At 73.5% G+C, this 21,483-nt stretch carries 22 protein-coding genes; 11 read left to right on the plus strand and 11 right to left on the minus strand.

The genetic code is table 11. The annotated features are described in order from the left end of the window. Nucleotides 1–66 precede the first annotated feature (66 nt). Nucleotides 67–768 carry an RNA polymerase sigma factor SigE gene (sigE, locus tag ACWEQO_RS10235; protein WP_361459038.1) on the minus strand — a complete coding sequence of 234 codons (702 nt, stop codon included), beginning with the start codon at nucleotides 766–768 and terminating at the stop codon, nucleotides 67–69. A gap of 233 nt (nucleotides 769–1,001) precedes the next feature. On the opposite strand from sigE, the gene ACWEQO_RS10240 reads away from it, so the two are divergent. Beyond that, entirely contained in the window at nucleotides 1,002–1,700 is a 699-nt protein-coding gene (locus ACWEQO_RS10240) for an O-methyltransferase (RefSeq protein ID WP_361459156.1), read from the plus strand. Between the two features lie 151 nt (nucleotides 1,701–1,851). Here the strand turns inward: ACWEQO_RS10240 and ACWEQO_RS10245 are convergent, their stop codons facing one another. Further along, nucleotides 1,852–2,019, minus strand: coding sequence for a DUF3117 domain-containing protein (locus tag ACWEQO_RS10245; RefSeq protein ID WP_003966491.1), 168 nt, complete (start codon nucleotides 2,017–2,019; stop codon nucleotides 1,852–1,854). Nucleotides 2,020–2,045: 26 nt separating this feature from the next. Then, nucleotides 2,046–2,336 carry a hypothetical protein gene (locus ACWEQO_RS10250; protein ID WP_452981038.1) on the minus strand — a complete coding sequence of 97 codons (291 nt, stop codon included), beginning with the start codon at nucleotides 2,334–2,336 and terminating at the stop codon, nucleotides 2,046–2,048. A gap of 63 nt (nucleotides 2,337–2,399) precedes the next feature. Here ACWEQO_RS10250 and chcB point away from each other — a divergent pair, with 63 nt between their 5' ends. Then, nucleotides 2,400–3,203 carry a 2-cyclohexenylcarbonyl CoA isomerase gene (gene chcB, locus ACWEQO_RS10255; RefSeq protein WP_452981041.1) on the plus strand — a complete coding sequence of 268 codons (804 nt, stop codon included), beginning with the start codon at nucleotides 2,400–2,402 and terminating at the stop codon, nucleotides 3,201–3,203. Nucleotides 3,204–3,249: 46 nt separating this feature from the next. On the opposite strand, the gene ACWEQO_RS10260 is transcribed toward chcB, so the two are convergent. Then, nucleotides 3,250–3,831 carry a DNA-3-methyladenine glycosylase I gene (locus tag ACWEQO_RS10260; RefSeq protein ID WP_452981044.1) on the minus strand — a complete coding sequence of 194 codons (582 nt, stop codon included), beginning with the start codon at nucleotides 3,829–3,831 and terminating at the stop codon, nucleotides 3,250–3,252. Then, nucleotides 3,828–4,184, minus strand: a complete 357-nt coding sequence (locus ACWEQO_RS10265) for a DivIVA domain protein (RefSeq protein WP_361459154.1) — start codon at nucleotides 4,182–4,184, stop codon at nucleotides 3,828–3,830. The genes ACWEQO_RS10260 and ACWEQO_RS10265 overlap by 4 nt, the downstream gene beginning before the upstream one ends. 186 nt (nucleotides 4,185–4,370) lie before the next feature. On the opposite strand from ACWEQO_RS10265, the gene folP reads away from it, so the two are divergent. After that, nucleotides 4,371–5,231: a dihydropteroate synthase gene (folP, locus tag ACWEQO_RS10270; RefSeq protein WP_361459032.1), complete on the plus strand. Its 861-nt coding sequence runs from the start codon at nucleotides 4,371–4,373 to the stop codon at nucleotides 5,229–5,231. A gap of 87 nt (nucleotides 5,232–5,318) precedes the next feature. Here folP and ACWEQO_RS10275 read toward each other — a convergent pair whose 3' ends face one another. Beyond that, complete coding sequence (locus ACWEQO_RS10275) at nucleotides 5,319–6,077, minus strand: LOG family protein (protein WP_361459030.1); 759 nt, start codon at nucleotides 6,075–6,077, stop codon at nucleotides 5,319–5,321. A gap of 140 nt (nucleotides 6,078–6,217) precedes the next feature. Beyond that, nucleotides 6,218–7,297, minus strand: coding sequence for a succinyl-diaminopimelate desuccinylase (gene dapE / locus ACWEQO_RS10280; protein WP_361459028.1), 1,080 nt, complete (start codon nucleotides 7,295–7,297; stop codon nucleotides 6,218–6,220). A gap of 81 nt (nucleotides 7,298–7,378) precedes the next feature. Between dapE and ACWEQO_RS10285 the strand changes: the two genes are divergently transcribed. Both ACWEQO_RS10285 and ACWEQO_RS10290 read left to right on the plus strand, forming a co-directional pair. After that, nucleotides 7,379–8,428 carry a heavy metal transporter gene (locus ACWEQO_RS10285; protein ID WP_452981048.1) on the plus strand — a complete coding sequence of 350 codons (1,050 nt, stop codon included), beginning with the start codon at nucleotides 7,379–7,381 and terminating at the stop codon, nucleotides 8,426–8,428. A 338-nt stretch (nucleotides 8,429–8,766) separates the two neighbouring features. Next, on the plus strand, nucleotides 8,767–9,048 hold the full coding sequence (locus ACWEQO_RS10290) for an ATP-binding protein (RefSeq protein ID WP_361459024.1): 282 nt from the start codon (nucleotides 8,767–8,769) through the stop codon (nucleotides 9,046–9,048). Nucleotides 9,049–9,155: 107 nt separating this feature from the next. Here ACWEQO_RS10290 and ACWEQO_RS10295 read toward each other — a convergent pair whose 3' ends face one another. Then, the gene (locus tag ACWEQO_RS10295) at nucleotides 9,156–10,253 is read right to left on the minus strand and encodes a bifunctional succinyldiaminopimelate transaminase/glutamate-prephenate aminotransferase (protein WP_452981052.1); all 1,098 of its coding nucleotides are present in this window, start codon (nucleotides 10,251–10,253) and stop codon (nucleotides 9,156–9,158) included. Nucleotides 10,254–10,443: 190 nt separating this feature from the next. After that, entirely contained in the window at nucleotides 10,444–10,761 is a 318-nt protein-coding gene (gene fdxA, locus ACWEQO_RS10300) for a ferredoxin (RefSeq protein ID WP_055572727.1), read from the minus strand. 140 nt (nucleotides 10,762–10,901) lie between these two features. Between fdxA and ACWEQO_RS10305 the strand changes: the two genes are divergently transcribed. The 4 genes from ACWEQO_RS10305 (at nucleotide 10,902) to ACWEQO_RS10320 (ending at nucleotide 16,384) form a co-directional block, all read left to right on the plus strand. Beyond that, nucleotides 10,902–11,957 (plus strand): GNAT family N-acetyltransferase, encoded by a 1,056-nt coding sequence (locus ACWEQO_RS10305; protein ID WP_452981056.1) that lies wholly within the window; start codon nucleotides 10,902–10,904, stop codon nucleotides 11,955–11,957. A 17-nt stretch (nucleotides 11,958–11,974) separates the two neighbouring features. Then, on the plus strand, nucleotides 11,975–12,826 hold the full coding sequence (locus tag ACWEQO_RS10310) for a transglutaminase family protein (protein ID WP_452981059.1): 852 nt from the start codon (nucleotides 11,975–11,977) through the stop codon (nucleotides 12,824–12,826). A 575-nt stretch (nucleotides 12,827–13,401) separates the two neighbouring features. Then, nucleotides 13,402–16,071 (plus strand): LuxR C-terminal-related transcriptional regulator, encoded by a 2,670-nt coding sequence (locus tag ACWEQO_RS10315; protein ID WP_452981062.1) that lies wholly within the window; start codon nucleotides 13,402–13,404, stop codon nucleotides 16,069–16,071. 115 nt (nucleotides 16,072–16,186) lie between these two features. Beyond that, entirely contained in the window at nucleotides 16,187–16,384 is a 198-nt protein-coding gene (locus ACWEQO_RS10320; RefSeq protein WP_361461468.1) for a hypothetical protein, read from the plus strand. A gap of 35 nt (nucleotides 16,385–16,419) precedes the next feature. Here ACWEQO_RS10320 and ACWEQO_RS10325 read toward each other — a convergent pair whose 3' ends face one another. Beyond that, nucleotides 16,420–17,829, minus strand: coding sequence for a DUF2252 domain-containing protein (locus tag ACWEQO_RS10325; protein ID WP_361461470.1), 1,410 nt, complete (start codon nucleotides 17,827–17,829; stop codon nucleotides 16,420–16,422). Nucleotides 17,830–18,000: 171 nt separating this feature from the next. Here ACWEQO_RS10325 and ACWEQO_RS10330 point away from each other — a divergent pair, with 171 nt between their 5' ends. Together ACWEQO_RS10330 and ACWEQO_RS10335 are read left to right on the plus strand one after the other, a co-directional pair. Continuing rightward, nucleotides 18,001–18,444, plus strand: a complete 444-nt coding sequence (locus ACWEQO_RS10330; protein ID WP_452981066.1) for a PLDc N-terminal domain-containing protein — start codon at nucleotides 18,001–18,003, stop codon at nucleotides 18,442–18,444. Between the two features lie 62 nt (nucleotides 18,445–18,506). Next, entirely contained in the window at nucleotides 18,507–18,935 is a 429-nt protein-coding gene (locus ACWEQO_RS10335) for a DUF7144 family membrane protein (protein ID WP_452981069.1), read from the plus strand. A gap of 120 nt (nucleotides 18,936–19,055) precedes the next feature. On the opposite strand, the gene ACWEQO_RS10340 is transcribed toward ACWEQO_RS10335, so the two are convergent. Then, nucleotides 19,056–21,353, minus strand: coding sequence for a hypothetical protein (locus tag ACWEQO_RS10340; protein WP_452981072.1), 2,298 nt, complete (start codon nucleotides 21,351–21,353; stop codon nucleotides 19,056–19,058). Between the last annotated feature and the right edge of the window lie 130 nt (nucleotides 21,354–21,483).

Here is a 21,483-nt window from a genome sequence, read left to right on the forward strand (position 1 = left end):
CGGAGAGTCGGTCTCCCAGGTGCTGCTCTGCGAGGTGTCCCTCGGCAGGTTTCGGCTGTGACCCACTCACGCGCTCGTGCCCCCTCCCCCCAGTGCGGGAACACGCGGGATGAAGGAGCGGCGCTCCGCGCGCGCCTGGGGCGAGCGGTGGGCGAGGGCCTTGCGCAGCTGGGAGCGCCCGCGGTGGATCCGGGACCGGACCGTGCCGAGCTTGACGCCGAGGGTCGCGGCGATCTCCTCGTACGACAGTCCCTCGATGTCGCAGAGGACGACCGCGGCGCGGAACTCCGGAGCGAGGGTGTCGAGGGCCTGCTGGACGTCCGCGTCGAAGTGGGTGTCGTTGAAGATCTGCTGGGGGGTGGGCTCCTTGCTGGGCAGCCGCTCGGCCGCGTCGTCGCCCAGCGAGTCGAACCGGATCCGCTGCTTACGGCGCACCATGTCCAGGAAGAGGTTGGTGGTGATGCGGTGCAGCCAGCCCTCGAAGGTGCCCGGCGTGTACGTCGACAGGGAGCGGAAGACGCGGACGAAGACCTCCTGGGTGAGGTCCTCCGCGTCGTGCTGGTTACCGGTGAGACGGTAGGCGAGCCGGTAGACCCGGCCGCTGTGCGTGCTGACGATCTCCTCCCAGGTGGGCGGAGTCCACGCCTGCCCGTCCGCGTCGGTGGAGAAGCTCGCGGTCTGGGCCGGCTCAGCGGCGTGGATGTGGTCAGCAACGGTGTCGTTCACGGATTTCGGCCTACCCGCCGATCCGAGGAAGCGTCTCAGCACTCCGCCCCGATCCACAGGCGCAGCCGCACCTCCCCTATCGGCTCTGGTGGTGTCCAGTGGAGCCCCTACCATAGCCACCTCGCCCGTTAGCTCCGGATAAGCGGTTTTACGAAGAATTGATCCGGCCTGCCGCGGCTCACGGGTCCGCACCGGCGCCTGCCCGGCGTCCTCGCTCATCCGTTTCCCCCCTCACGGCACACGCCGCTTGCTCTTCCTCTTCAACGACCGGTCCCATCAGTGGGTTCCCGGCGCCAACGGATAAAGTCACGCCGAGGCAACCACGGGGACAGGAGAGGGTCATTACCGCCAACCGGCAGACGAGCTGGGCGTTCTCGGACGCCTATGTCGCCGAGGACGAGGCGCTGCACTGGGCCCGGGAGCGGGCTCGCGAGGCAGGGCTGCGCTCGGTGGCGCCCGGTACGGGCGCGGCTCTGCGGTTGCTCGCGGCCACCGTGGACGCCAAGGCGGTCGCGGAGATCGGCACGGGGTGCGGAGTCTCCGGGGTCCACCTGCTGCACGGCATGCGGCCGGACGGGGTGCTGACCACGGTCGACCAGGAGCCGGAGCACCAGCAGTCGGCCCGCCAGGCCTTCCGCACGGCGGGCTTCGCCGCCAACCGGGCCCGCTTCATCCCCGGCCGGGCCCTGGACGTCCTGCCCCGTCTCGCGGACTCCGGCTACGACCTCGTCTTCTGCGACGGGGACCGGCTCGAGTACCAGGACTATCTCGCCGAATCGTTGCGCCTGCTGCGCCCGGGAGGTCTGGTCGCCTTCGAAGGGATCTTCGCGAACGGCCGGACGGTGGACACCGGCCCGCAGCCCACCGAGGTGCTGCGGCTGCGGGAACTGGTGCGGGCCGTGCGCGAGAGCCAGGAGCTGGTGTCGTCGCTGCTGCCCGTGGGCGACGGACTGCTCTGCGCGGTGAAGCGGTGACGCGGTGACGCGGTGACGCGGTGACGCGGTGACGCGGTGACGCGGTGAACAGCCGCACACACCCGCCCCGACCTGCTCAAGCAGTCGCCCCGGTACCGCGTGCGGTACCGGGGCGACTGAACTGAACCGAAAGGGTATGGTCGCTTGCGCGTCAGCCGACGACCTTCTTGAGGGCGTCGCCGAGCGCGTCGGCCTCGTCCGGGGTCAGCTCGACGACGAGCCGACCGCCGCCTTCGAGCGGAACGCGCATGACGATGCCCCGCCCCTCCTTGGTCACCTCGAGCGGGCCATCACCCGTCCGCGGCTTCATGGCCGCCATGCTCGTTCCCCTTCCTGAAACCCAGCTCAACCGTCTGAAGCCGACGGCCCACTGAAGGGCACCTGCGGTCCTTGAAGCAGGACACACGCCACCGGCATCGAACACATTGCTTCCAGGCCATTATCCCGCATCGCACGACCCGATGACCAACATCGGTCGGCATCGCTTGGGCAACGCGCGCGAGCAAAACCACCCAATTCGGCGATGTGGCTGCGATACTGCGCCACCGCACGCCGTTCCACCCGACGAAAACCACCGGTAATTCTTTGACGCAGGTCACACAACGGCACCGCGCCACCGCCGGCGATCTCCGTCATGCTGTCCTGCACGGGGGCGTACCGGCCGGTACGCCCCGAGCCGCCACGCGGAGGGGACACACCATGGCCGACACCGTGCTCTACGAGGTGCGCGACGGACTCGCGACGATCACGCTGAACCGCCCGGAGGCGATGAACGCGCTGAACGTGGCGGCGAAGGTCGCGCTCCGGGACGCGGTCCGGGACGCCGCGGACGACGACGCCGTGCGGGCCGTGCTGCTGACCGCCGCCGGTGACCGGGCCTTCTGCGTCGGGCAGGACCTCAAGGAGCACATCGAGCTGCTGATCGCCGACCGCGAGGACGGCGCGGGGCGGACGATGGAGACGGTGCGCGAGCACTACAACCCGATCGTGAAGGCGCTCGCCGGGGCCGCGAAGCCGGTGGTCGCCGCGGTGAACGGGGTCGCGGCCGGGGCGGGCTTCGGCTTCGCGCTGGCGGCGGACTACCGGATCGTGGCCGACACGGCGGCTTTCAACACGTCGTTCGCCGGGGTCGCGCTGACCGCGGACTCGGGGATCTCCTGGACCCTGCCGCGGGTCGTCGGCCCCGGTCGCGCGACCGATCTGCTGCTCTTCCCGCGCAACATCACGGCCCAGGAGGCGTACGACCTCGGGATCGCGAACCGGCTGGTCCCCGCCGCCGAGCTGCGCGCGGAAGCGGAGAAGACGGCGCGGGCGCTGGCCGCGGGGCCGACGGTGGCGTACGCGGCGCTGAAGGAGTCGGTGGCCTACGGGCTCGGCCACTCCCTGGAGGAGACGCTGGAGAAGGAGGACGAGCTCCAGACCCGGGCGGGCGCCTCCGAGGACCACGCGATCGCCGTGCGGGCCTTCGTCGACAAGGAGAAGCCGAAGTACCTGGGCCGCTGACCGACGGCCCGGGGCCCGGGCCCGGGGTGCAGAACCGCCCGGCGGCTCAGGGCCGCCGGGCGACGCAGTCCGCCAGGTGGTCGTCGACCAGCCCGCAGGCCTGCATCAGCGCGTAGGCCGTGGTCGGGCCGACGAAGCGCAGGCCCTGTTTCTTCAGCGCCTTGGACAGCGCCGTCGACTCGGGGGTGACCGCCGGGACGTCGGCGAGGGTACGCGGCGCCGGGCGCCCGGACCGGTCCGGGGCGTGGGACCAGATCAGGGCGTCCAGGTCGCCGGGCGCCCACCCGGCCAGCAGGCGTGCGTTGGCGAGGGTCGCGTCGATCTTGGCGCGGTTGCGGATGATGCCGGTGTCGGCCAGCAGGCGCTCCCGGTCGGCGTCGGTGAACTCCGCGACGGCCGCGATCCGGAAACCGGCGAAGGCGGTGCGGAAACCCGGACGGCGGCGCAGGATCGTGATCCAGGACAGGCCGGACTGGAAGGCCTCCAGGCTGAGCCGCTCGAAGAGGGCGTCGTCTCCGTGGACCGGGCGGCCCCACTCCTGGTCGTGGTAGGCGGTGTAGTCCTCGGCGGACAGGGCCCAGGGGCAGCGCGGGGCGCCGTCCGGGCCGGTGAGGGCGCCGCCGGTCACGGCTGTCGGTCCTCCGGGTGTGCGGCGGGCTTCTCCGTGGAGACGTGGGCCGCGGCGGCGCGGGCGCCGGCGAGCGCGGACTCCAGGTCGGCGATCCGGGCGTCGCGCTCGGCGAGCTCGGCGCCGAGCCGGCTGAGGGCGTCGTCCACGTCGGCCATGCGGTAGCCGCGGACGGCGAGCGGGATGCGAAGACCGTCCACGTCCGCCCGGCCGACCGGGCGGTCCGGCGGCAGGGAGTCCGTCAGGCGGTCGGGGACCGCCTCGGGCAGCGGGCCGTTCTCCCCGCCGCCCACCACGGCGAGGGTCACCGCGGCGACCACCACGGCGAGCGCGACGACCAGGAACAGGAACATAACCATCGCTGGGGCCCCCACGGTTGGATCGGGTCGGAACGGAGTCGGGTGTGTGGCTCCGATCGTGCCATGCGAGTCTGACAGTCAGGGGCACAGGCGGTCGTGGACGGCCGCGGACCGGACGGAACCCGGGCCACACCTTATAAACCATCACGGGCCCTTACGAACGAGAAGAGGTCACAGGGGATGTTCAGGCTGGGCAGGCGGGAGTTCGCACCGCACGAGCCGGTGATCATGGCGATCGTGAACCGGACCCCGGACTCCTTCTACGACCAGGGCGCGACCTTCCACGACGAGCCGGCGCTCGCGCGCGTGGAGCAGGCGGTGGCCGAGGGCGCCGCGATCATCGACATCGGCGGGGTGAAGGCCGGGCCGGGCGAGGAGGTGTCCGCCGAGGAGGAGGCGCGGCGGACCGTCGGTTTCGTCGCCGAGGTGCGGCGGCGCTTCCCGGACGCCGTGATCAGCGTGGACACCTGGCGGCACGACGTGGGTGAGGCCGTCTGCGAGGCCGGGGCGGACGTGCTCAACGACGCGTGGGGAGGGGTCGATCCGCGGCTCGCGGAGGTCGCGGCGCGGTACGGCGCGGGGCTGGTGTGCACCCATGCGGGGGGCGCCCGGCCGCGGACCCGGCCGCACCGGGTGACGTACGAGGACGTGATGGCCGACATCCTGGAGCGGACCGTGGGGCTGGCGGAGCGGGCCGTGGCGCTGGGGGTGCCGCGGGAGTCGGTGATGATCGACCCCGGGCACGATTTCGGGAAGAACACCCGGCACAGTCTCGAGGCGACGCGACGGCTGGACGAGATGGTCGCCACCGGGTGGCCGGTGCTGGTGTCGCTGTCCAACAAGGACTTCGTCGGGGAGACCCTGGACCGGCCGGTGAAGGAGCGGGTGCTGGGGACCCTGGCGACGACGGCGGTGTCGGCGTGGCTGGGGGCCCGGGTGTACCGGGTGCACGAGGTGGCGGAGACGCGGCAGGTGCTGGACATGGTGGCGTCGATCGCGGGGCATCGCGATCCCGCGGTGGCCCGGCGGGGGCTGGCGTAGGGCCCGTCCCCGCCGGAGGGTGCGAGGGCGCCGCGTCCCCGCCGGGGGGGCACGGCGCCCCGGACGTACGCCCCGCGCCCTACCGCCTCAGCGGCCCGCCTCCTTGGAGACCAGCGCCACCGCCTCGTCGACGTCGTCCGTGACGTGGAAGAGGAGGAGGTCCTTGTCGGCCGCCTTGCCCTGGGCGATGACCGTGCCGTGCAGCCAGTCGACCAGACCGCCCCAGTAGTCGGTGCCGAACAGGACGATGGGGAACTGGGTGATCTTCTGCGTCTGGACCAGGGTCAGGGCCTCGAAGAGTTCGTCGAGGGTGCCGAGTCCGCCGGGCAGGACCACGAAGCCCTGCGAGTACTTGACGAACATCAGCTTGCGCACGAAGAAGTACCGGAAGTTCAGGCCGATGTCGACGTAGCCGTTCAGCCCCTGCTCGAACGGCAGCTCGATGCCGAGGCCGACCGAGACGCCCTGGGCCTCGCACGCGCCCTTGTTGGCCGCTTCCATGGCCCCGGGGCCGCCGCCGGTGATCACCGCGAAGCCCGCTTCGACCAGTCCCCGGCCCAGCCGGACACCGGTCTCGTACTCCGGTGCGTCCACCGGTGTGCGCGCCGAGCCGAAGACGCTGATGGCGGGCGGCAGCTCGGCGAGCGTGCCGAAGCCCTCGATGAACTCCGACTGGATGCGCAGCACCCGCCAGGGGTCGGTGTGCACCCAGTCCGAGGGTGTGCGCCCGTCCAGCAGCCGCTGGTCCGTGGTGCTCGTCTGGACCTGGCTCCGTCTGCGGAGCACCGGGCCCAGGCGCTGTTCCTCCGGTGGGCTCTTCTTGCCCTCGGGGTTGCCAGTAGCCATATGCGCTCCCTCCGATTGCTGTCTCCCCGCTCGGGGGACGCCGAGGTGCCGGGGAGAGATCGTTCCATTTCAGCGTAGATCTACGCGGGTTACGTGCGGGGGACGTCAGCATGTCCGCGGGACAGCGTTCCGAAACTCCCTCACGCGGTCAGCCAGGACCGCAGCCGCTCCTCCCCCGCCAGGATCTTCGCCGTGTCCACGCGCTCGTCCCGCTTGTGCGCCAGGTGCGGGTTGCCGGGACCGTAGTTGACCGCCGGGACGCCGAGCGCCGAGAAGCGGGAGACGTCCGTCCAGCCGTACTTGGGCTGGGGGGTGCCGCCCACGGCCTCGATGAAGGCCGCCGCGGCCGGGTGGGACAGGCCGGGCAGGGCCGCACCGCTGTGGTCGTCGACGATGAACTCGGCCACACCGCAGTCGGCGAAGACCTCCCGCACGTGGGCCAGCGCCTCGTCCTCCGAACGGTCGGGCGCGTAGCGGAAGTTGACGGTGACGACACACTCGTCGGGGATGACGTTGCCGGCCACGCCCCCGGAGATGCCCACCGCGTTCAGGCCCTCCCGGTACTCCAGGCCGTCGATCACCGGGCGGCGCGGCTCGTAGGAGGCGAGGCGGGCGAGGACGGGGGCCGCCGCGTGGATCGCGTTGGAGCCCATCCAGCTCCGCGCGGAGTGGGCGCGCTCGCCGGTGGTCCTCAGCAGCACCCGGAGCGTGCCCTGGCAGCCGCCCTCCACCTGGCCGTCGGAGGGCTCGAGGAGGACCGCGAAGTCGCCCTCCAGCCAGTCGGGGTGCTGCTCGGCGACGTGCTTCAGCCCGTTGAGGTCCGCGGAGACCTCCTCGTTGTCGTAGAAGACGAAGGTCAGGTCCCGGTTGGGGGCGGGGACGGTGGCCGCGATGCGCAGCTGGACCGCCACGCCCGCCTTCATGTCGCAGGTGCCGCAGCCCCACAGCACGCCGTCCGCGTCGAGCCGGGAGGGGACGTTGTCCGCGATCGGGACGGTGTCGATGTGACCGGCGAGGATCACCCGCTCCGCGCGTCCGAGGTGCGTCCGGGCCACGACGTTGTTGCCGTACCGGTCGACCGTGAGGTGCGGCAGGTCGCGCAGGGCGGACTCGATCGCGTCCGCGAGCGGCTTCTCGGTGCCGCTGACGGAGGGGAAGTCGACGAGCCGCGCGGTCAGTCGTGCCGCGTCCAGGGTGAGGTCAAGCGGAGTGTCGGCCATGACGACGACCCTAACGCGCGGGTCCGGGCACACTGTCCACACCCGGCACACACGTCTCGTACTCTCCAGTACCTTGTACGCGTGTCAGAGCCACCTCTTCCTTCCAGGCGTCGGGGCCGTCTCCTCCGTTTCGGGGCGGCCTCCGTGGTTCTCCTCGGAGTCGCCGGCTACCTCGCGGTCCAGTACGACTCGGGGGGCGGCAGCGGACCGGGCTGCCGCGTCGTGTCGGGCAAGGGCGACGGAGCCACCTACGAGTTCACCCCGGAGCAGGCGGTGAACGCGGCGACGATCACCGCCGTGGGCACCGCGCGCGAACTGCCCGAGCGGGCCGTGACGATCGCGCTGGCGACGGCCCTCCAGGAGTCGGCGCTGCGGAACATCGACTACGGCGACCGCGACTCGCTCGGCCTGTTCCAGCAGCGGCCCTCGCAGGGCTGGGGCACACCGGAGCAGATCATGGACCCGGTGTACTCGGCGGAGAAGTTCTACGAGGGCCTGGAGAAGGTGCCGGGCTACACCCGGCTGCCGCTCACCGTCGCCGCGCAGCGGGTGCAGCTCAGCGGCTTCCCGCAGGCGTACGCCAAGCACGAGCCGGACGCCACCCTGCTGGCCGCCGCCCTCACCGGCAACTCGGCGGCCACCCTGACCTGCAAGGGCCGCCCGGGGACGACCGGTTCGACGGACACCGACGCGGTGCGCGCGGCGCTGGCCCGGGACTTCGGAGGAGGCACGCTGGAGCCGGCCGGTGCCGAAGTGAGCGACACGGCGGCCTCCCCGGTCCCCTCCCCCGCGCCACCCTCGTCGTCCGCGCCCGACGCGTCGGATGCGTCCGAGGCGTCCGACGCGTTCGACGTGTCCTTGGCGGATGCCGACGTCGACCCCGACGGGCGGACCGTGACGCTGTCGGTCCGCGCCGACGCCGAGGCGGGACGGAAGGCCGGGGCGCCGGGCTGGCAGCTCGCGCACTGGGCCGTGGCCAACGCCTCCGAGCTGCGCATAGAGCGGGTGGTGTACGCCGGGCGGGAGTGGACCGCGGGGAGCACCGGCCACCAGTGGCGCACGCTCGACGGCAAGAACACCGAGGCCGCGGGCGACGGCGCGGGCGAGGTTCGGATCACGACCGCGCGGTAGCCCGCACAGGGGCGCCGCACAGGGGTGCGAGAGGTCGCTCCCGGGGGTGGTACGGAGTGCGGGCCGTCGACGGCGTGCGCGGGTCGTCGCGCCGTCGGTCCCGGTCCGGCGGCATCCCTTGGGGCCGCGCTGCCGTAACCGTTCGTCAGCCCGCCGAACCATGCACCGTTCATCCGCTTTTATGCGCAGCCGATGATGCGACGCATTGCCAACTCTTTACGCCGCCCTGCCGCAACCTTCCCGGCCTTCGAGCGGTAGTCACTGAGTCCGGGCCCGGAGATCGACCATCGGGTCCGGGCGGACACACCGTCGTCCCCTACCGCTCAAGGAGCAGCACCATGTCCCTCCCCCTGACCCGCCGGATCGCCCGTGCCGCGCTGCTCGTCGCCGCCGGAGCGGCCGCCGGGGTCGGTGCGGCCGGTTCCGCCGCCGCGGCCCCCGCGCTGCCCGCCGCCCCGAACGTCGGCGGGCTGACCGCCCTGGACGGGTCGAACCTGGCCTCCCCCGTGAACGACACGACGCAGGTCGTCAACGACGCCACGGGCACCACCGGCTCCCTCCCCCTGGACGGCGTGCCGACCGCCCGGACCCTGCCGGCCGCGTCGCTGCCGATCGGCTGAGCCGCCCCCTCACCGCCCCGGCGGGCACGCCGGTGCGCAGGTCCCCCACGCGGACGGGGCCCGGGAGAACCCGGGCCCCGTCCGCGCGCGTCGTGCGCTCCACCGCGTCACGCCTTCAGGCGCTCCACCGCCGCGCGGACGCGCTCGTCCGTGGCGGTCACGGCGACGCGCACGAACTTCTCGCCCGCCGGACCGTAGAAGTCGCCCGGCGCGACCAGGACGCCGCGCTCGGCGAGGCGGCCGACGGTGTCCCAGCAGGACTCGTCGCGGGTGGCCCACAGGTAGAGTCCGGCCTCGCTGTGCTCGATCCGGAAGCCGTGCCCCAGGAGGGCCATCCGCAGGGCGGTGCGGCGGGCCGCGTACCGTTCGCGCTGGACGCGTACGTGCTCGTCGTCGCCCAGGGCCGCCACCATGGCCGCCTGGGTGGGCGCCGAGGTCATCATGCCGCCGTGCTTGCGGATCTGCAGCAGCGGTCCGAGGACGTCGGGGTCGCCGGCCAGGAAGGCGGCGCGGTAACCCGCGAGGTTGGACCGCTTGGACAGCGAGTGCACGGAGACGAGGCCCTCGTACGAGCCGCCGTTGACGTCGGGGTGCAGCACCGAGACCGGTTCGGCGTCCCAGCCCAGTTCGAGGTAGCACTCGTCGGAGAGGACGAGGACGCCGTGCTCGCGGGCCCAGGCGACGATCCGGGTCAGCTCCGCCTTGGCGAGCACCTTGCCCGTCGGGTTGGACGGGGAGTTCAGCCAGAGGAGCTTCAGGCCCGCCGGGTCCAGTGCGGTCGGGTCGTCGTACGCCTCGTGCTCCGCGCGGGCCAGGCGGGCTCCGACCTCGTACGTCGGATAGGCCAGGCGCGGGTACGCCACCCGGTCGCCGGGGCCGAGGCCCAGCTGGGTGGGGAGCCAGGCGACCAGTTCCTTGGAGCCGACGACCGGCAGCACATGACGGTGGGTGACCTCGCGGGCCCCCAGGCGACGCTCCACCCAGTGGGTGAGGGCGTCGCGCAGTTCCGGGGTGCCCCAGACCGTGGGGTAGCCCGGGGAGTCCGCCGCGGCGATCAGGGCCTTCTGGATCCGTTCGGGGACCGGGTCGACGGGGGTGCCGACCGAGAGGTCGACGATGCCGTCGGGGTGCCCGGCGGCCGTCTTCTTGTAGGGCTCCAGCTTGTCCCAGGGGAAGGTGGGCAGCCGGTCGGAGACTGCGGACACGGGTTCTGGCTCACTTTCTGGTGCGGCACTGCTGCCGCGCTGCTGCCGCACCGGTACGGCAAACGCCCCGGCCCCGCACGGCGATCGGGTGCGATCGGACCGTACGGAACCGAGGCGGCACGGACGTGCGGGCCGCGCGCGGCGGCAGGCCCCGGGGTTCCGGTGCGCGCCGATGCGCGAGCAGCGCGCTCTAGGCCTGCGGCGGCAGCGCGGCGATGAACGGGTGGTCTCGCTCGATCAGCCCCAGCTTGCTGGCGCCGCCGGGCGAGCCGAGGTCGTCGAAGAACTCGACGTTCGCCTTGTAGTAGTCCTTCCACTCCTCGGGAGTGTCGTCCTCGTAGAAGATGGCCTCGACCGGGCAGACCGGTTCACAGGCGCCGCAGTCGACGCATTCGTCCGGGTGGATGTACAAGGACCGCTGGCCCTCGTAGATGCAGTCGACCGGGCACTCCTCGATGCACGCCTTGTCCTTCACGTCGACACAAGGCTGCGCGATGACGTAGGTCACGCTGTCGTTCCTCCTCGATTGGGCGCCGGCGGGCCTCCTCAGGCTCCGCCGCCTGGCGCGCGGGAGCGCGGCGTCGTCGATGCCCGCCCCTAGTATCTCCGTTCCGGGGCATGATCCGAACAGGAGGGGTGAACTGACCTGTGGAAATATCTGCGGCCGGACGTCTCGAGGTCCGCATCACCGCTGCTGACGTGGGCAAACGGGTCTCCGTACGGAGCTTGATCGAGCATGGCCCGCCGGGTGAGAGGTTCACCGACACGGTCGGAGTTCTCACATCATGGGACGACGGTGTGCTGCGGATCACACGGAAGAACGGTGAGAGCGTCCGCATCCCGGAATCCTCCCTGGTCGCGGGCAAGGCGGTACCGCACGCCCCGGCCCGCAGGCGCGGTCCGGCCGCCTCGTACGAGGAGCTGGCGCGGGTCGCCGCGCGGGCGTGGCGGCCGGTGGAGAGCGGGCGGCTGGGCGACTGGGAGCTGAGGGCGGCGGCCGGCTTCACCCGCCGGGCCAACTCCGTGCTGCCGCTCGGCGACCCGGGCGTGCCGCTGGACGAGGCGCTGACGGCCGTACGCCGCTGGTACGCCGACCGGGGGCTGCCCGCCTACCTCCAGACGGCGACCGGCGCCGCGGGCACGCAGGAGCGGCTGTGCGCGGAGCTGGAACGGCGGGGCTGGGTGCGCGAGGTGACCGCCGAGCTGTGGATCGGCGGCCTCGCCCCGATCGCCGACCTGACCGACCTGACCGATCCGGCCGACCCGGCCGGCCCGGCCGGGGGTTCCGGGGTCGTGCTGTCCCGGGAGGCCGACGAGGCGTGGCTCGGGCGCTACCGGCGCGGGGGCGTGAGCGAGGTGGCCCTGCGGGTCCTGCACGGCGGCCCCTCTGTGTGGTTCGCGTCCGTGCCGGGCGAGTCCGCACCCACCGCGATCGGGCGGTGCGTCGTCGACGGGCGGTGGGCGGGCTTCGCGGCGGTCGAGGTGGACCCGGCGCGGCGGCGGCGCGGGCTCGCGACGGCCGTGATGGCGGCGCTGGCCCGGCGGGCGCTCGACGAGGGCGCGTCGGCCGCGTGGCTCCAGGTCGAGGAGGACAACGTGGAAGCACGCGCCCTGTACGACAGAATGGGCTTCGCCACGCATCACACGTACCACCACTACCGCGCACCCGGCTCACCGGCTCCGGCAGGTGACGGAGCGCCGTGAGAGGGCACTGACCGGTTATGCGCTCCCCCCGCCCCCCGTCCCCGGAACGGTCCGCCGAGCTGCGCCGGCGGTTCGGCGAGGAGGCCCGCTCCGAGCAGCCGGACCTGTCCGCGCTCTGCCTGCTGGTCGGCGCGGAGGCGGACGGCACGCTGGACGAGACGGGCATGGACGCCGCGCAGATCGAACTGGACGCGCTGGCCGGCCTGCTCCCCTACCGGCCCGGCTCCCCGCACGCCTGGGCGACGGCACTGCGCGCGCTGCTGGGTGAGCGGTACGGATTCCACGGCACTCCGGGCGACTACCAGCGCCTGGAGTCGTCGCTGCTGCACGAGGTACTGCGCCGCCGGCGCGGGCTGCCGATCCTGCTGTCGGTGGTGTGGCTGGAGGTGGCCCGGCGGGCGGGCGCCCCGGTGTACGGGGTCGCGCTCCCCGGCCATTTCGTGGTGGGCCTCGGCAGGGCGGAGCAGCAGGTGCTCGTCGACCCCTTCGACGGGGGGCGGCTGCTGACCGGGGCCGACGCGGATCTGCTGGTCGCCGGGGCCACGGGGGCGCCGCTGGACGCGTCGATGCTGACACCGGCCGATCCGCTGGACGTCGTCCTGCGCATCCTGAACAACATCCGGGCGTGGGCGGCCGCCCGCCCGGAGCGGTCGGACGTGGCGCTGTGGGCGGTGGAGCTGTCCCTGCTGCTCCCCTCCCGGCCGGCCCGGCTGCGGTACGAGCGGGCCCAGTTGCTGGTGCAGCGCGGCGACTTCGCCGACGGCGCGGACGAGCTGGAGGCGTACGCCGAGGTGGTGGCCGCGGTGGACGAGCCGACCGCGGAGCGGATCCGGGGCCAGGCCCGAGCGGCACGGGCCCTGCTCAACTAAGGCCCAGGGCCTGTCCGGCGGATCATGCCGCAGACGCGGGTGCTGGCACGCCCTCCCCCGAGCTCTTCGAGCAGGGAGGACCCCCAGCGGCGTTGTCGCCGGTTGCCGACTCCCCGAGCTCTCGACGAGCTCGAGCAGGGGGACCCGCCAGGAGCACCCGCTGCTGCCGATGCGCCTGTTCCGCAACCGGTCGCTGACCACCGGTGCGGTCATGCCCGGCGGCATCTTCTTCATCCGGCCTCCTTCGTGGACACCCCCGGCTTCAGCCGGGGGTGGGGGTACCGCCCGCTTGCGGGGGAGAAACAAAGTTCCTGCGGAGCAGGGCAACGGGCTGCGATGCGCCGTCAGGGCGGATCGCAGTGCTCCGACCCCCAGGTTCGGCCTTTAAGTCGCAATGACGCTGGTTTGCGAGTGTGACCACGGCGTATGTGAAGCGGGTTCGACTCCGGCGGCACCGCTTCCGCGTCCTCGCGGGTCGTCCCCGCGCGGCCGCGACGCGCGCAACGGCGGGAACGCTGGGATTCTGGGAGGTGAAGCGCCGCGCGTGACGCGGCCGACGGTGGGTGGTGAGTGCCATGGCCATCGACGACGTCCCGGAGCGGGACGCCCCCGGCCTCCCCGGTGTCGACCCCCGGGGGGACCCGTTCCTGCGGACCCGGTACGCGGTCCCCCCGAGACCGGTCACGTTCCTGCGCCGGGAGCGTCTGGTCCGGCATCTCGACGGTGCCCTCGCCACCCCCCTGACGATCGTCAACGGGGCGGCGGGAGCCGGCAAGACCCTGCTCGTCGCGGACTGGGCGGCCGGCCTCGCCCTGCCCGTGGCCTGGTTCACCACCGACGCGCCGCATCTGCGTCCCGGCGTGTTCTGGGCGTACGTGCTGCGGGCCCTGCACACTGCCGGGGTGCCGGTCCCCGCGGCGGTGGGCTGCCCCGCCGACCCGAGCCGGGTGGACGAGGGGCTGCTGAACCGGCTGGCCGCCGAACTGAGCGGCCCGGCGGCGGCGCGACGGCCGGCGGTCCTCGTGCTCGACGAGTTCGACCCGGTCGCCGCGCCGGAGACGGCCGCCCAGCTGGACTTCGTCCTGCGGCACGCGGGAGGGGGCCTGCGGCTGGTCGTGGTGTCCCGTACGGAGCCGCTGCTGCCGCTGCACCGCTACCGGGCCGCCGGGGAGCTGACGGAGATCCGGGACGCGGAACTGGCGTTCACCCCGCGGGAGGCGGGCGAACTCCTCCGCCGGCACGGGCTGTCCCTGCCCGGGCCCGTGGTGAACGCCCTCGTGGACCGCACCGGGGGGTGGGCCGCCGGGCTGCGGCTGTGCGCGCTGGCCGCGCGGGAGAGCCCCGACCCGGAGACCTACCTGAAGGAGTTCGAGGCCGGGCAGAGCACGGTGGCGGACTTCCTGCTGGCCGAGGTGCTGAACATCCAGCCGCCCGACACGCAGGACCTGCTGCTGCGGGTCAGTGTCCTGGAGCGGTTCTGCCCCGACCTCGCGAACGCGCTGACGGGGCGCTCCGACGCCGGGCCCGTGCTGCACTCCCTGCACCACCGCAACGCCTTCGTGCAGCACCTCGGGCACGGCTGGTACGGCCTGCACCCGTTGTTCGCGGAGATCCTGCGGGCCCATCTGGCGGTGCGGCACCCCGGTCTGGCGCCGGAACTGCACCGGCGGGCCGCGCGCTGGCTGAGGGGGGCGGGGTTCCTGCCGGAGACGCTCGTCCACGGTGCCGCCGCCGGTGACTGGGACTTCGCCGCCGGCACCCTGGTCTCCGATCTGGCCATCGGCCAGCTGTTCACCGGGCTGCGCTCGGCCGGTCTGGACGACCTGTTCTCCCGTATGGCGCCCGACGCGACGGGCCCCGCGCCGGAACTCGTCCGGGCCGCCCGCGACCTGGCCCGTGGCGATCTGGACCGGGGGCCGGCCCATCTGGAACGCGCCGGGAGGCAGTTGGCCGAGGGGGCCGCGGGCCCGGCGGCGGCACGGCTGTGCTGGGCGCTGCTGGAGGTGCTGGCGGCCCGGCTGACGGGGTCCTCGGCGCGTGCGGAGCGGGCCGCCCGGCTGGCCGGGGAGCTGCGCGGCGCCGTACCCGCCGACCTGCTGGACCGGCATCCCGAGCTCACCGCGCTGCTGCTGACCCATCTGGGTTCGGCCCGGCTGTGGGCGGGCCGCTTCGAGGAGGCCCGGACGGCCCTGACGGCGGCCGCCGCCGGGCCCGAGGGTGCGTCGACCGCGCTGCCCAGGGAGGACGCCCTGGCCCAGCTCGCGCTGATCGACCAGCTCAACGGCTGGCCCGGCCGGGCGGAGCACAAGGCGTCCCGGGCCCTGGCCGAGACCGCCCGGTACAGCCTTCCCGGCCCTCCCGGCACCGGCCTGGAGCGGCTGGTGCTGGCGGCGGTGGCGGTGGACCGCGACGAGCTGGACCGGGCGCAGGAACTGCTCGACGAGGCGGGCACCTCCACGGAGGGGGACGCCTCGCACGACCCGGTCGCGCTGGCGGGGCGGGCCGTCGCCACGGCCCGGCTGCTGCTGGCCCGCGGTGCGGCGCGCGCCGCCGTCCGGGCGGTCCGGCCGGACGTCACCGCCGAGGTGCCCTCCCCCTGGTTGCGGGGCCACACGGCGCTGGCGGAGGCCGCCGCGCACCTGTCCGAGGGACGGCCGCGGGCCGCCGTCGAGGCGCTCCGCGAGGTGCCCCTCGACCAGCCGGCCTGTGTCGTGGAGGCCGCCAGGATGCAGCTCGCCGCGGGCCGTCCCGATGAGGCGGCCGCACTCCTCGACGCGCTGCAGGACGCGGGCCGGACCGGTCCCGGGGTGTCCGTGCGGGCCGCCCTGGTACGGGCCCGGAGCGGGCACCTGGCGGGGGACCCGGCCACCGCCCGCCGGTGGCTCGCCGTGGCGCTGCGCGGTGCCCGGCACGGCCGGCTGCGCCGCCCCTTCGTGGACGCCGGACCGTGGATGGCGCCGCTGCTGGACACGGACCCGCTGCGGGGGCTGGCCGCGGGGTGGCTCGTCACCGGCTCCGCCGACGTCCCGCCGTCCGCCGTGCCGCCCGTGGTGGAGGAGCTGAGCGGCCGGGAGCGGGACGTGCTGCGGCGGCTGGCGCGGATGATGACGACCGAGGAGATCGCCGCCGACCTGTACGTGTCGGTCAACACGGTGAAGACCCACCTCAAGAGCGTCTACCGGAAGCTCGACGTCAACCGCCGCGCCGACGCCGTACGCCGGGCCCGCGACCTGCGGCTGCTGTGAGACACGGCCGCCCCGCTCACCTGCCACGGGTGAGGGCGGGGCGGCCGGACGGGGTGGACGATCGCAGGGCGGCAGCACGTCTGCCGCCGCTCCCGAGCCGTGGGAGGAGGGACGCATGCACTACGAGATCCGCGTCGACGGCCGCATGTCGGACACGCTGACCGAGTCCTTCCCCGAGCTGGACCATGTCGTGATGCGGGGCCAGACCCTGCTGTTCGGCCAGGTGGTCGACGAGGCACACCTGTACGGACTCCTGGCCCGCCTGCGCTCCCTGGGCCTCCGCGTGGTCGAAATGCGCCCGACCCCCCGCTGACGCCCGCGGGTCAGCGGGTTCAGGGGTTCAGGGGTTCAGAGGGTCTCGACGGGGAGGCGGCCGGAGCGTACGGCGGTGGCGAGTTGTTCGAAGTCCCGCTCGTTGCGGTCAGCGTAGGACTGGGCGAAGTCGGGAAGGGCCTGGTCGAAACGGTCGCTCGTGCCGAGGTAGGCGGCGATCGCGAGGGGGTCGCCGGAGCGGGCGTGGGCGCGGGCCAGGCTGCCGCCGCACCAGCCCCCGAAGAGGGCGAGCGTCCGGGCGTCCATGGTCTCCGGGCGCGCGATGCCCTTCCAGTCCCGCAGCTGGCGCACGTAGAAGTCCCGCTGCCTGTCGTCCAGGCCCCGTACCCGGGCCCAGCCCAGGAAGATGTCACTGGTCGTCTGGATCAGGCGCTGCCCGGTCACCACGCGGCGGCCCTGGTTGTCGAAGCGTTCGCCGTCCGTGTACGGCTCGAGCACCGACTCCTGGGCCTCCTTGGCCTGGAGCAGCAGGGGATCGTCGTCGTCCCGGCCGAGCAGGAGCAGGATCCAGCAGCGGGTGCCGACGCTGCCGACGCCGACCACCTTGCGGGCCGTGTCCACGAGCCGGTACCGGCTCAGCAGGTGCCGGCGCTCGGAGGACAGGGTGTCCGCGTATTCCTTGACGACGGAGCGCAGTTCGCTCTCCTCGTCGCGTCCGGGCGCGTCGGCCAGCAGGTCGCGCAGCGGGGTGATCAGGGGCGGGTCCGGGGTGATCCGGCGGCCCTCGGGGGTGAGCCGGGTGAGCCGGTCGACGGCCTGGACGTAGGTGTGGGCGCGGGCCCGCTCGGCGGCCCGCTGGGTACGGCGCCGGACGGACCGGTCGAGGGTGGAGGCGAGGAGTTCCCGCATCCGGTCGACGTCGTCCTGGGCGTACCAGATGTCCAGGGTGCGCATGCCGGCGAAGGTCCGCATCCGTTCGCGGTACGCCCGCGCGCAGGCGATGACCGCCTTGTTCTGCTCCCGGGGCGAGAAGTCGTTGGCGCGGCCGGCGATGACGAGGCTGGCGGCGAGCCGTTTGACGTCCCATTCGAAGGGGCCGGGGAAGGTCTCGTCGAAGTCGTTGATGTCGAAGACGAGATGCCGTTCAGGCGAGGCCAGCAGCCGGAAGTTCAGCAGGTGCGCGTCGCCGCACAGCTGCACCTCCAGTCCGCTGTGCGGCAGCGTGGCGAGGTCGGCGGCCATGATCGAGGCGGCGCCCCGGTAGAAGCGGAACGGCGACTCCAGCATCCGCCCGTACCGGATCGGGACCAGTTCGGGCACCCGCGTGGCCGACTGGCGCTCGAGCACCTCGACCGGGTCGAAGCGGTCGGGGCCGGGGGCGAACCGGCCGTGCGCCGAGCGGGTGACGCGTTTGCGGGCCAGTCGGCCCCGCTCGGTCCGCTCGGCCGGGGAGAGGGCCGCGGCGACGGCGCTCGGTGCGGTCATGGTCCGCCCTCCTGGCTTCGGCCGGCTTCGTCCGGTTCCGGCGTACGTCCGCTCTCCAGCGCACCGCACCCCGGGCCCGGCCGGGATCACCCGTCGGGGGTGAGGCGGCACGGTCACCGCCCCGGGCAACCTGGAACCGGCGCGCATCCCCGCGCCGGACGGAGGAGAGCCATGAGCCCCGCGACGTACCTCGCGTACGACTACCCCCTGCTCGGAGCCTTCTGGACCATGCTGCTGCTGTTCCTGTGGGTCATGTGGTTCGTGCTGCTGTTCCGGGTCGTCGTCGACATCTTCCGGGACGACTCGCTGAGCGGCTGGGCCAAGACCGGCTGGATGATCTTCGTCATCGTGCTGCCCTTCGTCGGCGTGTTCGTCTACGTCATCGCCCGCGGCAAGAACATGGGCCGGCGGGAGATCGCGCAGGCCCGCGCGCAGCAGGAGGCGTTCGACAGCTACATCCGGGAGACCGCGGCGGGCCACGGCACACAGGCCGGCACCGCCGACGAACTGCACCGGCTGTCCGAGATCCGCTCGCGCGGCGACCTCACCGACGAGGAGTTCGACCGGGCCAAGCAACTGGTACTGAGCGGCCACGGCTCCGGACACGCCCACTGACCCGCACGGACCCGCCCCGACGCCCCGGATCCCGACCGCACACCACGGAATGAGGTGGCGACATGGCCACACACGCTCCGCACGCACACGCACGCACCCGCACGTCGTCCACGAAACACCAGGTGGCAGGCGGAATGACCGTCTTCGGCGGCGTCATGCTGCTGCTCGCGGGGATCCTGGGCATCGTCCGGGGGATCTCCGCGATCGCGCAGGACGACATCTTCGTCACCACGCAGAACTACGTCTTCAAGTTCGACCTCACGTCCTGGGGCTGGATCCACCTGGCCCTGGGCGTCCTGGCCGTACTCGTCAGCCTCGGGCTCTTCCAGGCGCAGTTGTGGGCGCGGGTGGCCGGTGTGGCGATCGGCGGACTCATCATGATCGCCAACTTCATGTCGCTGCCGTACTACCCGGTCTGGTCGGTCGTGATGATCGGACTGTCCGGCTTCATGATCTGGGCGCTGTGCCTGGTACGTCCCAGGGACATCTGAGGCGGGGCGCTCCGGGTGCGTCCCGGCAGCGCTCGGCCCCGGCCGCCGTACGTCGTCCGTCGCGTGGCGGACGTCGTGCGGCGGCCGGGGCCGGTGCGGGTCGGCCGGGGCCGGTCCCGGTCAGCTGGGGTCGGTCTCGATGACGGCGACGCGGTCGCCGGTGCTCGTCAGCGCCTGGCGGAGGGCGCCGTAGACGTCCTGCGGCGTGACCGCCGTCTTCTCGCCGTTGCCCCGGGTGATCAGCACACCCTCGAAGGTCTGGCCGTAGAGCTCCTCCAGGGCCTTCAGGTCGGGCTTGTCGACCAGCTTGCCGTCGACGGCCTCCACCCTGAGGAACTTCCACAGCGACTTCTGCGGACTCATCACCACCGTGTGCGCCGCATCGGTCTGCACGGTCACGTTGGCCGACATCGCCGGTTCGGCGTACTCCTTCATCATCCGGTCGACCTCGGCCTTGGAGACCGTGGGCTCCTGGGTGGTGGTCGGGACCTTCACCGGGGGCGTGGAACCGCTCTCCACCTGGGTCCGGTACGCCGCCTCGACCGCGTCGACCGACTTGCCGATGTCGATGCCCGCGCCGGGCTTGCCGTAGACGGCGACGGCCTTGCCGGACTCGAACCTGATCGTGCCGTCGTTGCCGGAGCCGCCGCCCGCGGCCTCCAGGGCGGCCTGCAGCTTCTCCTCGTCGACGGGGATGACCGGGTCGACGACGCGGCTGTTGCCGAAGAGCGAGCCGATCACGGAGACCGGGTTGTAGTCGCTCTTCGCCGCGTCCCCGACGGTGGCGTCGGTGTCCAGCTGCAGTCCGGCGTTGTCCGGCTGCAGTTCGACGGTCTTGTCGCCGACGGCCAGCTCGAGCGGCTTGTTCAACCGGTCGGCGAGGGCCTTGTCGAGCGTCTTCACGGCCTCGTCGCGGGTGCTGCCGCCGATGTCGACGCCGAGCACGGTGGTGCCCTTGGGCACGTCGGAGTGGTTCATCAGCAGGCCGGCGCCGTAGGCGACGCCGAGGAGGAGGACCACGCCGCCGCCGAGCAGAGGGAGCTTGCCGCGTCCCTTCTTCTTCGGCTTCGAGGACGCCGCCGGGGGCGGGGTCGGGGCGGCCGGCTCGGGGAACCTGGAGGGCGTGCGCGGGCCGCGGCCGCCGGCGGGGGTGTCGTCCGCGTCGAAGGCCGCGCTCGCCGGGACGACCGGGGCGTTCCTGGTGCCGGTGTACCCGGTGGCGCTGTCGTAGTGGGCGTCGTAGCCCGGGGCGTCCGGGCCGGGGGCGTGGATCTGCGGGGTGAGGCTCGCGGTGTCGTCGCTCAGCCCGCTGCCGGGGCCGCCCGCGCCGCGGGGGCCGCTGCCCTGCGGCGGGATCATCGGCCCCCGGCCGGTGACCGGGCCGGTCGTGGGGCCCCCGGGCCCGCCCTGGTACAGCGCCGACCTGGACTGGCCGGACTGGCCGCTCTGACCGGGCGGCCCGAACGGACCGGACGGGCTGGAAGGGCTGGACGCGCCGGGCTGCCCGGGCTGTCCGGGGTGGCCGGGCTGCCCGGCCGGGCCACCGCCGGCCAGCGCCTCGGTCACGTCGAAGGAACCGGTGCCGCCGCCGTGCCCGGGGGCCACCGGGCCGCCGGTCGCGCCGGAGAGCCCGCCGCTCCCGGAACCGGGTGCGGAACCGTTCGTGCCGGCGGGACCGCCGGGGCCGCCGGGTCGGGCGCCGCTGGTCACGCTCATGCCGCCGACCACGCCGGGCGGACGTCCGCCCGGCCGCGCGCCACCGGGTGCACCGGCACCGGAGGCACCGGAGGGGCCGCCCGCGGGCGCCGCGGGACCCGAACCGCTCGGCGCGCCCGCCCCGTTGCCGGAGCCGCCGCCCGTACCGCCCTTGCCCGCGCTGGACTTGCGGGGCGCGAACCAGTCACTGGTCGGCGTCTCCGCCGGGGCCGACTGCTGCGGGGCCGGCTGCTGCGGGCCCGACTGCCGCGGAACCAGCTGTCCCGAGCCGCCGGACGGCGCGCCCGGAGCCGCCGCGGGCGGCTCGCCGGGACCGGACCCGGCCCTGGAGCCGGACCCGAGCCCGGTGCCTGTACCGGTGCCCGCGGGCCCGGAAGAACCGGGCGCCGGCGCCCGGCCCTCGGCACGGGTGTCGGACTGGGTGCCGCCGTCGTCCGCGCCCTCGCCGTCCGTGACGGGCTTGCGCACGACGACCGGCGGAATGGGCCTCGATCCGGGGATGTTGATCCGGATTCTGGTCGTCAGGGTGGTCTCGGTCTTGCGTTCGTCCGGACGTCGTTCGTCCGACCGCGCGGCCGGCCGGCCCGCGGCCGTCGCCTCGTCCGGAACCGCCGGAATCCCGTAGGGCGGAGTGCCCGACGGGTACGCGGCTCCGCCGCGCCCGTTGGGCCCGGTGGACGGAGTGTCAGTTTCACGACTCAAGGCAGGTTCTCCCGGTTGGCTCCGCCGCCCGTCACGACCTCACGGTGGGGTCCCCCCCAACTCGAGCGGAGCCGAGAGTTCGGGGAGGCTCAGCGGCGCGCGCACCACCATACTGGCCACGTACGACCCG

The organism is Streptomyces sp. NPDC004051 (assembly GCF_053604275.1).

Bases quoted from the DNA above. Each gene is read 5' to 3' on its own strand.
- ACWEQO_RS10245 (WP_003966491.1), bottom strand. From the start codon at position 2,019: ATGGCGGCCATGAAGCCGCGGACGGGTGATGGCCCGCTCGAGGTGACC.
- ACWEQO_RS10250 (WP_452981038.1), bottom strand. From the start codon at position 2,336: ATGACGGAGATCGCCGGCGGTGGCGCGGTGCCGTTGTGTGACCTGCGT.
- chcB (WP_452981041.1), top strand. From the start codon at position 2,400: ATGGCCGACACCGTGCTCTACGAGGTGCGCGACGGACTCGCGACGATC.
- ACWEQO_RS10265 (WP_361459154.1), bottom strand. From the start codon at position 4,184: ATGTTCCTGTTCCTGGTCGTCGCGCTCGCCGTGGTGGTCGCCGCGGTG.
- folP (WP_361459032.1), top strand. From the start codon at position 4,371: ATGTTCAGGCTGGGCAGGCGGGAGTTCGCACCGCACGAGCCGGTGATC.
- ACWEQO_RS10275 (WP_361459030.1), bottom strand. From the start codon at position 6,077: ATGGCTACTGGCAACCCCGAGGGCAAGAAGAGCCCACCGGAGGAACAG.
- dapE (WP_361459028.1), bottom strand. From the start codon at position 7,297: ATGGCCGACACTCCGCTTGACCTCACCCTGGACGCGGCACGACTGACC.
- ACWEQO_RS10290 (WP_361459024.1), top strand. From the start codon at position 8,767: ATGTCCCTCCCCCTGACCCGCCGGATCGCCCGTGCCGCGCTGCTCGTC.
- ACWEQO_RS10310 (WP_452981059.1), top strand. From the start codon at position 11,975: ATGCGCTCCCCCCGCCCCCCGTCCCCGGAACGGTCCGCCGAGCTGCGC.
- ACWEQO_RS10315 (WP_452981062.1), top strand. From the start codon at position 13,402: ATGGCCATCGACGACGTCCCGGAGCGGGACGCCCCCGGCCTCCCCGGT.
- ACWEQO_RS10320 (WP_361461468.1), top strand. From the start codon at position 16,187: ATGCACTACGAGATCCGCGTCGACGGCCGCATGTCGGACACGCTGACC.
- ACWEQO_RS10325 (WP_361461470.1), bottom strand. From the start codon at position 17,829: ATGACCGCACCGAGCGCCGTCGCCGCGGCCCTCTCCCCGGCCGAGCGG.
- ACWEQO_RS10330 (WP_452981066.1), top strand. From the start codon at position 18,001: ATGAGCCCCGCGACGTACCTCGCGTACGACTACCCCCTGCTCGGAGCC.
- ACWEQO_RS10335 (WP_452981069.1), top strand. From the start codon at position 18,507: ATGGCCACACACGCTCCGCACGCACACGCACGCACCCGCACGTCGTCC.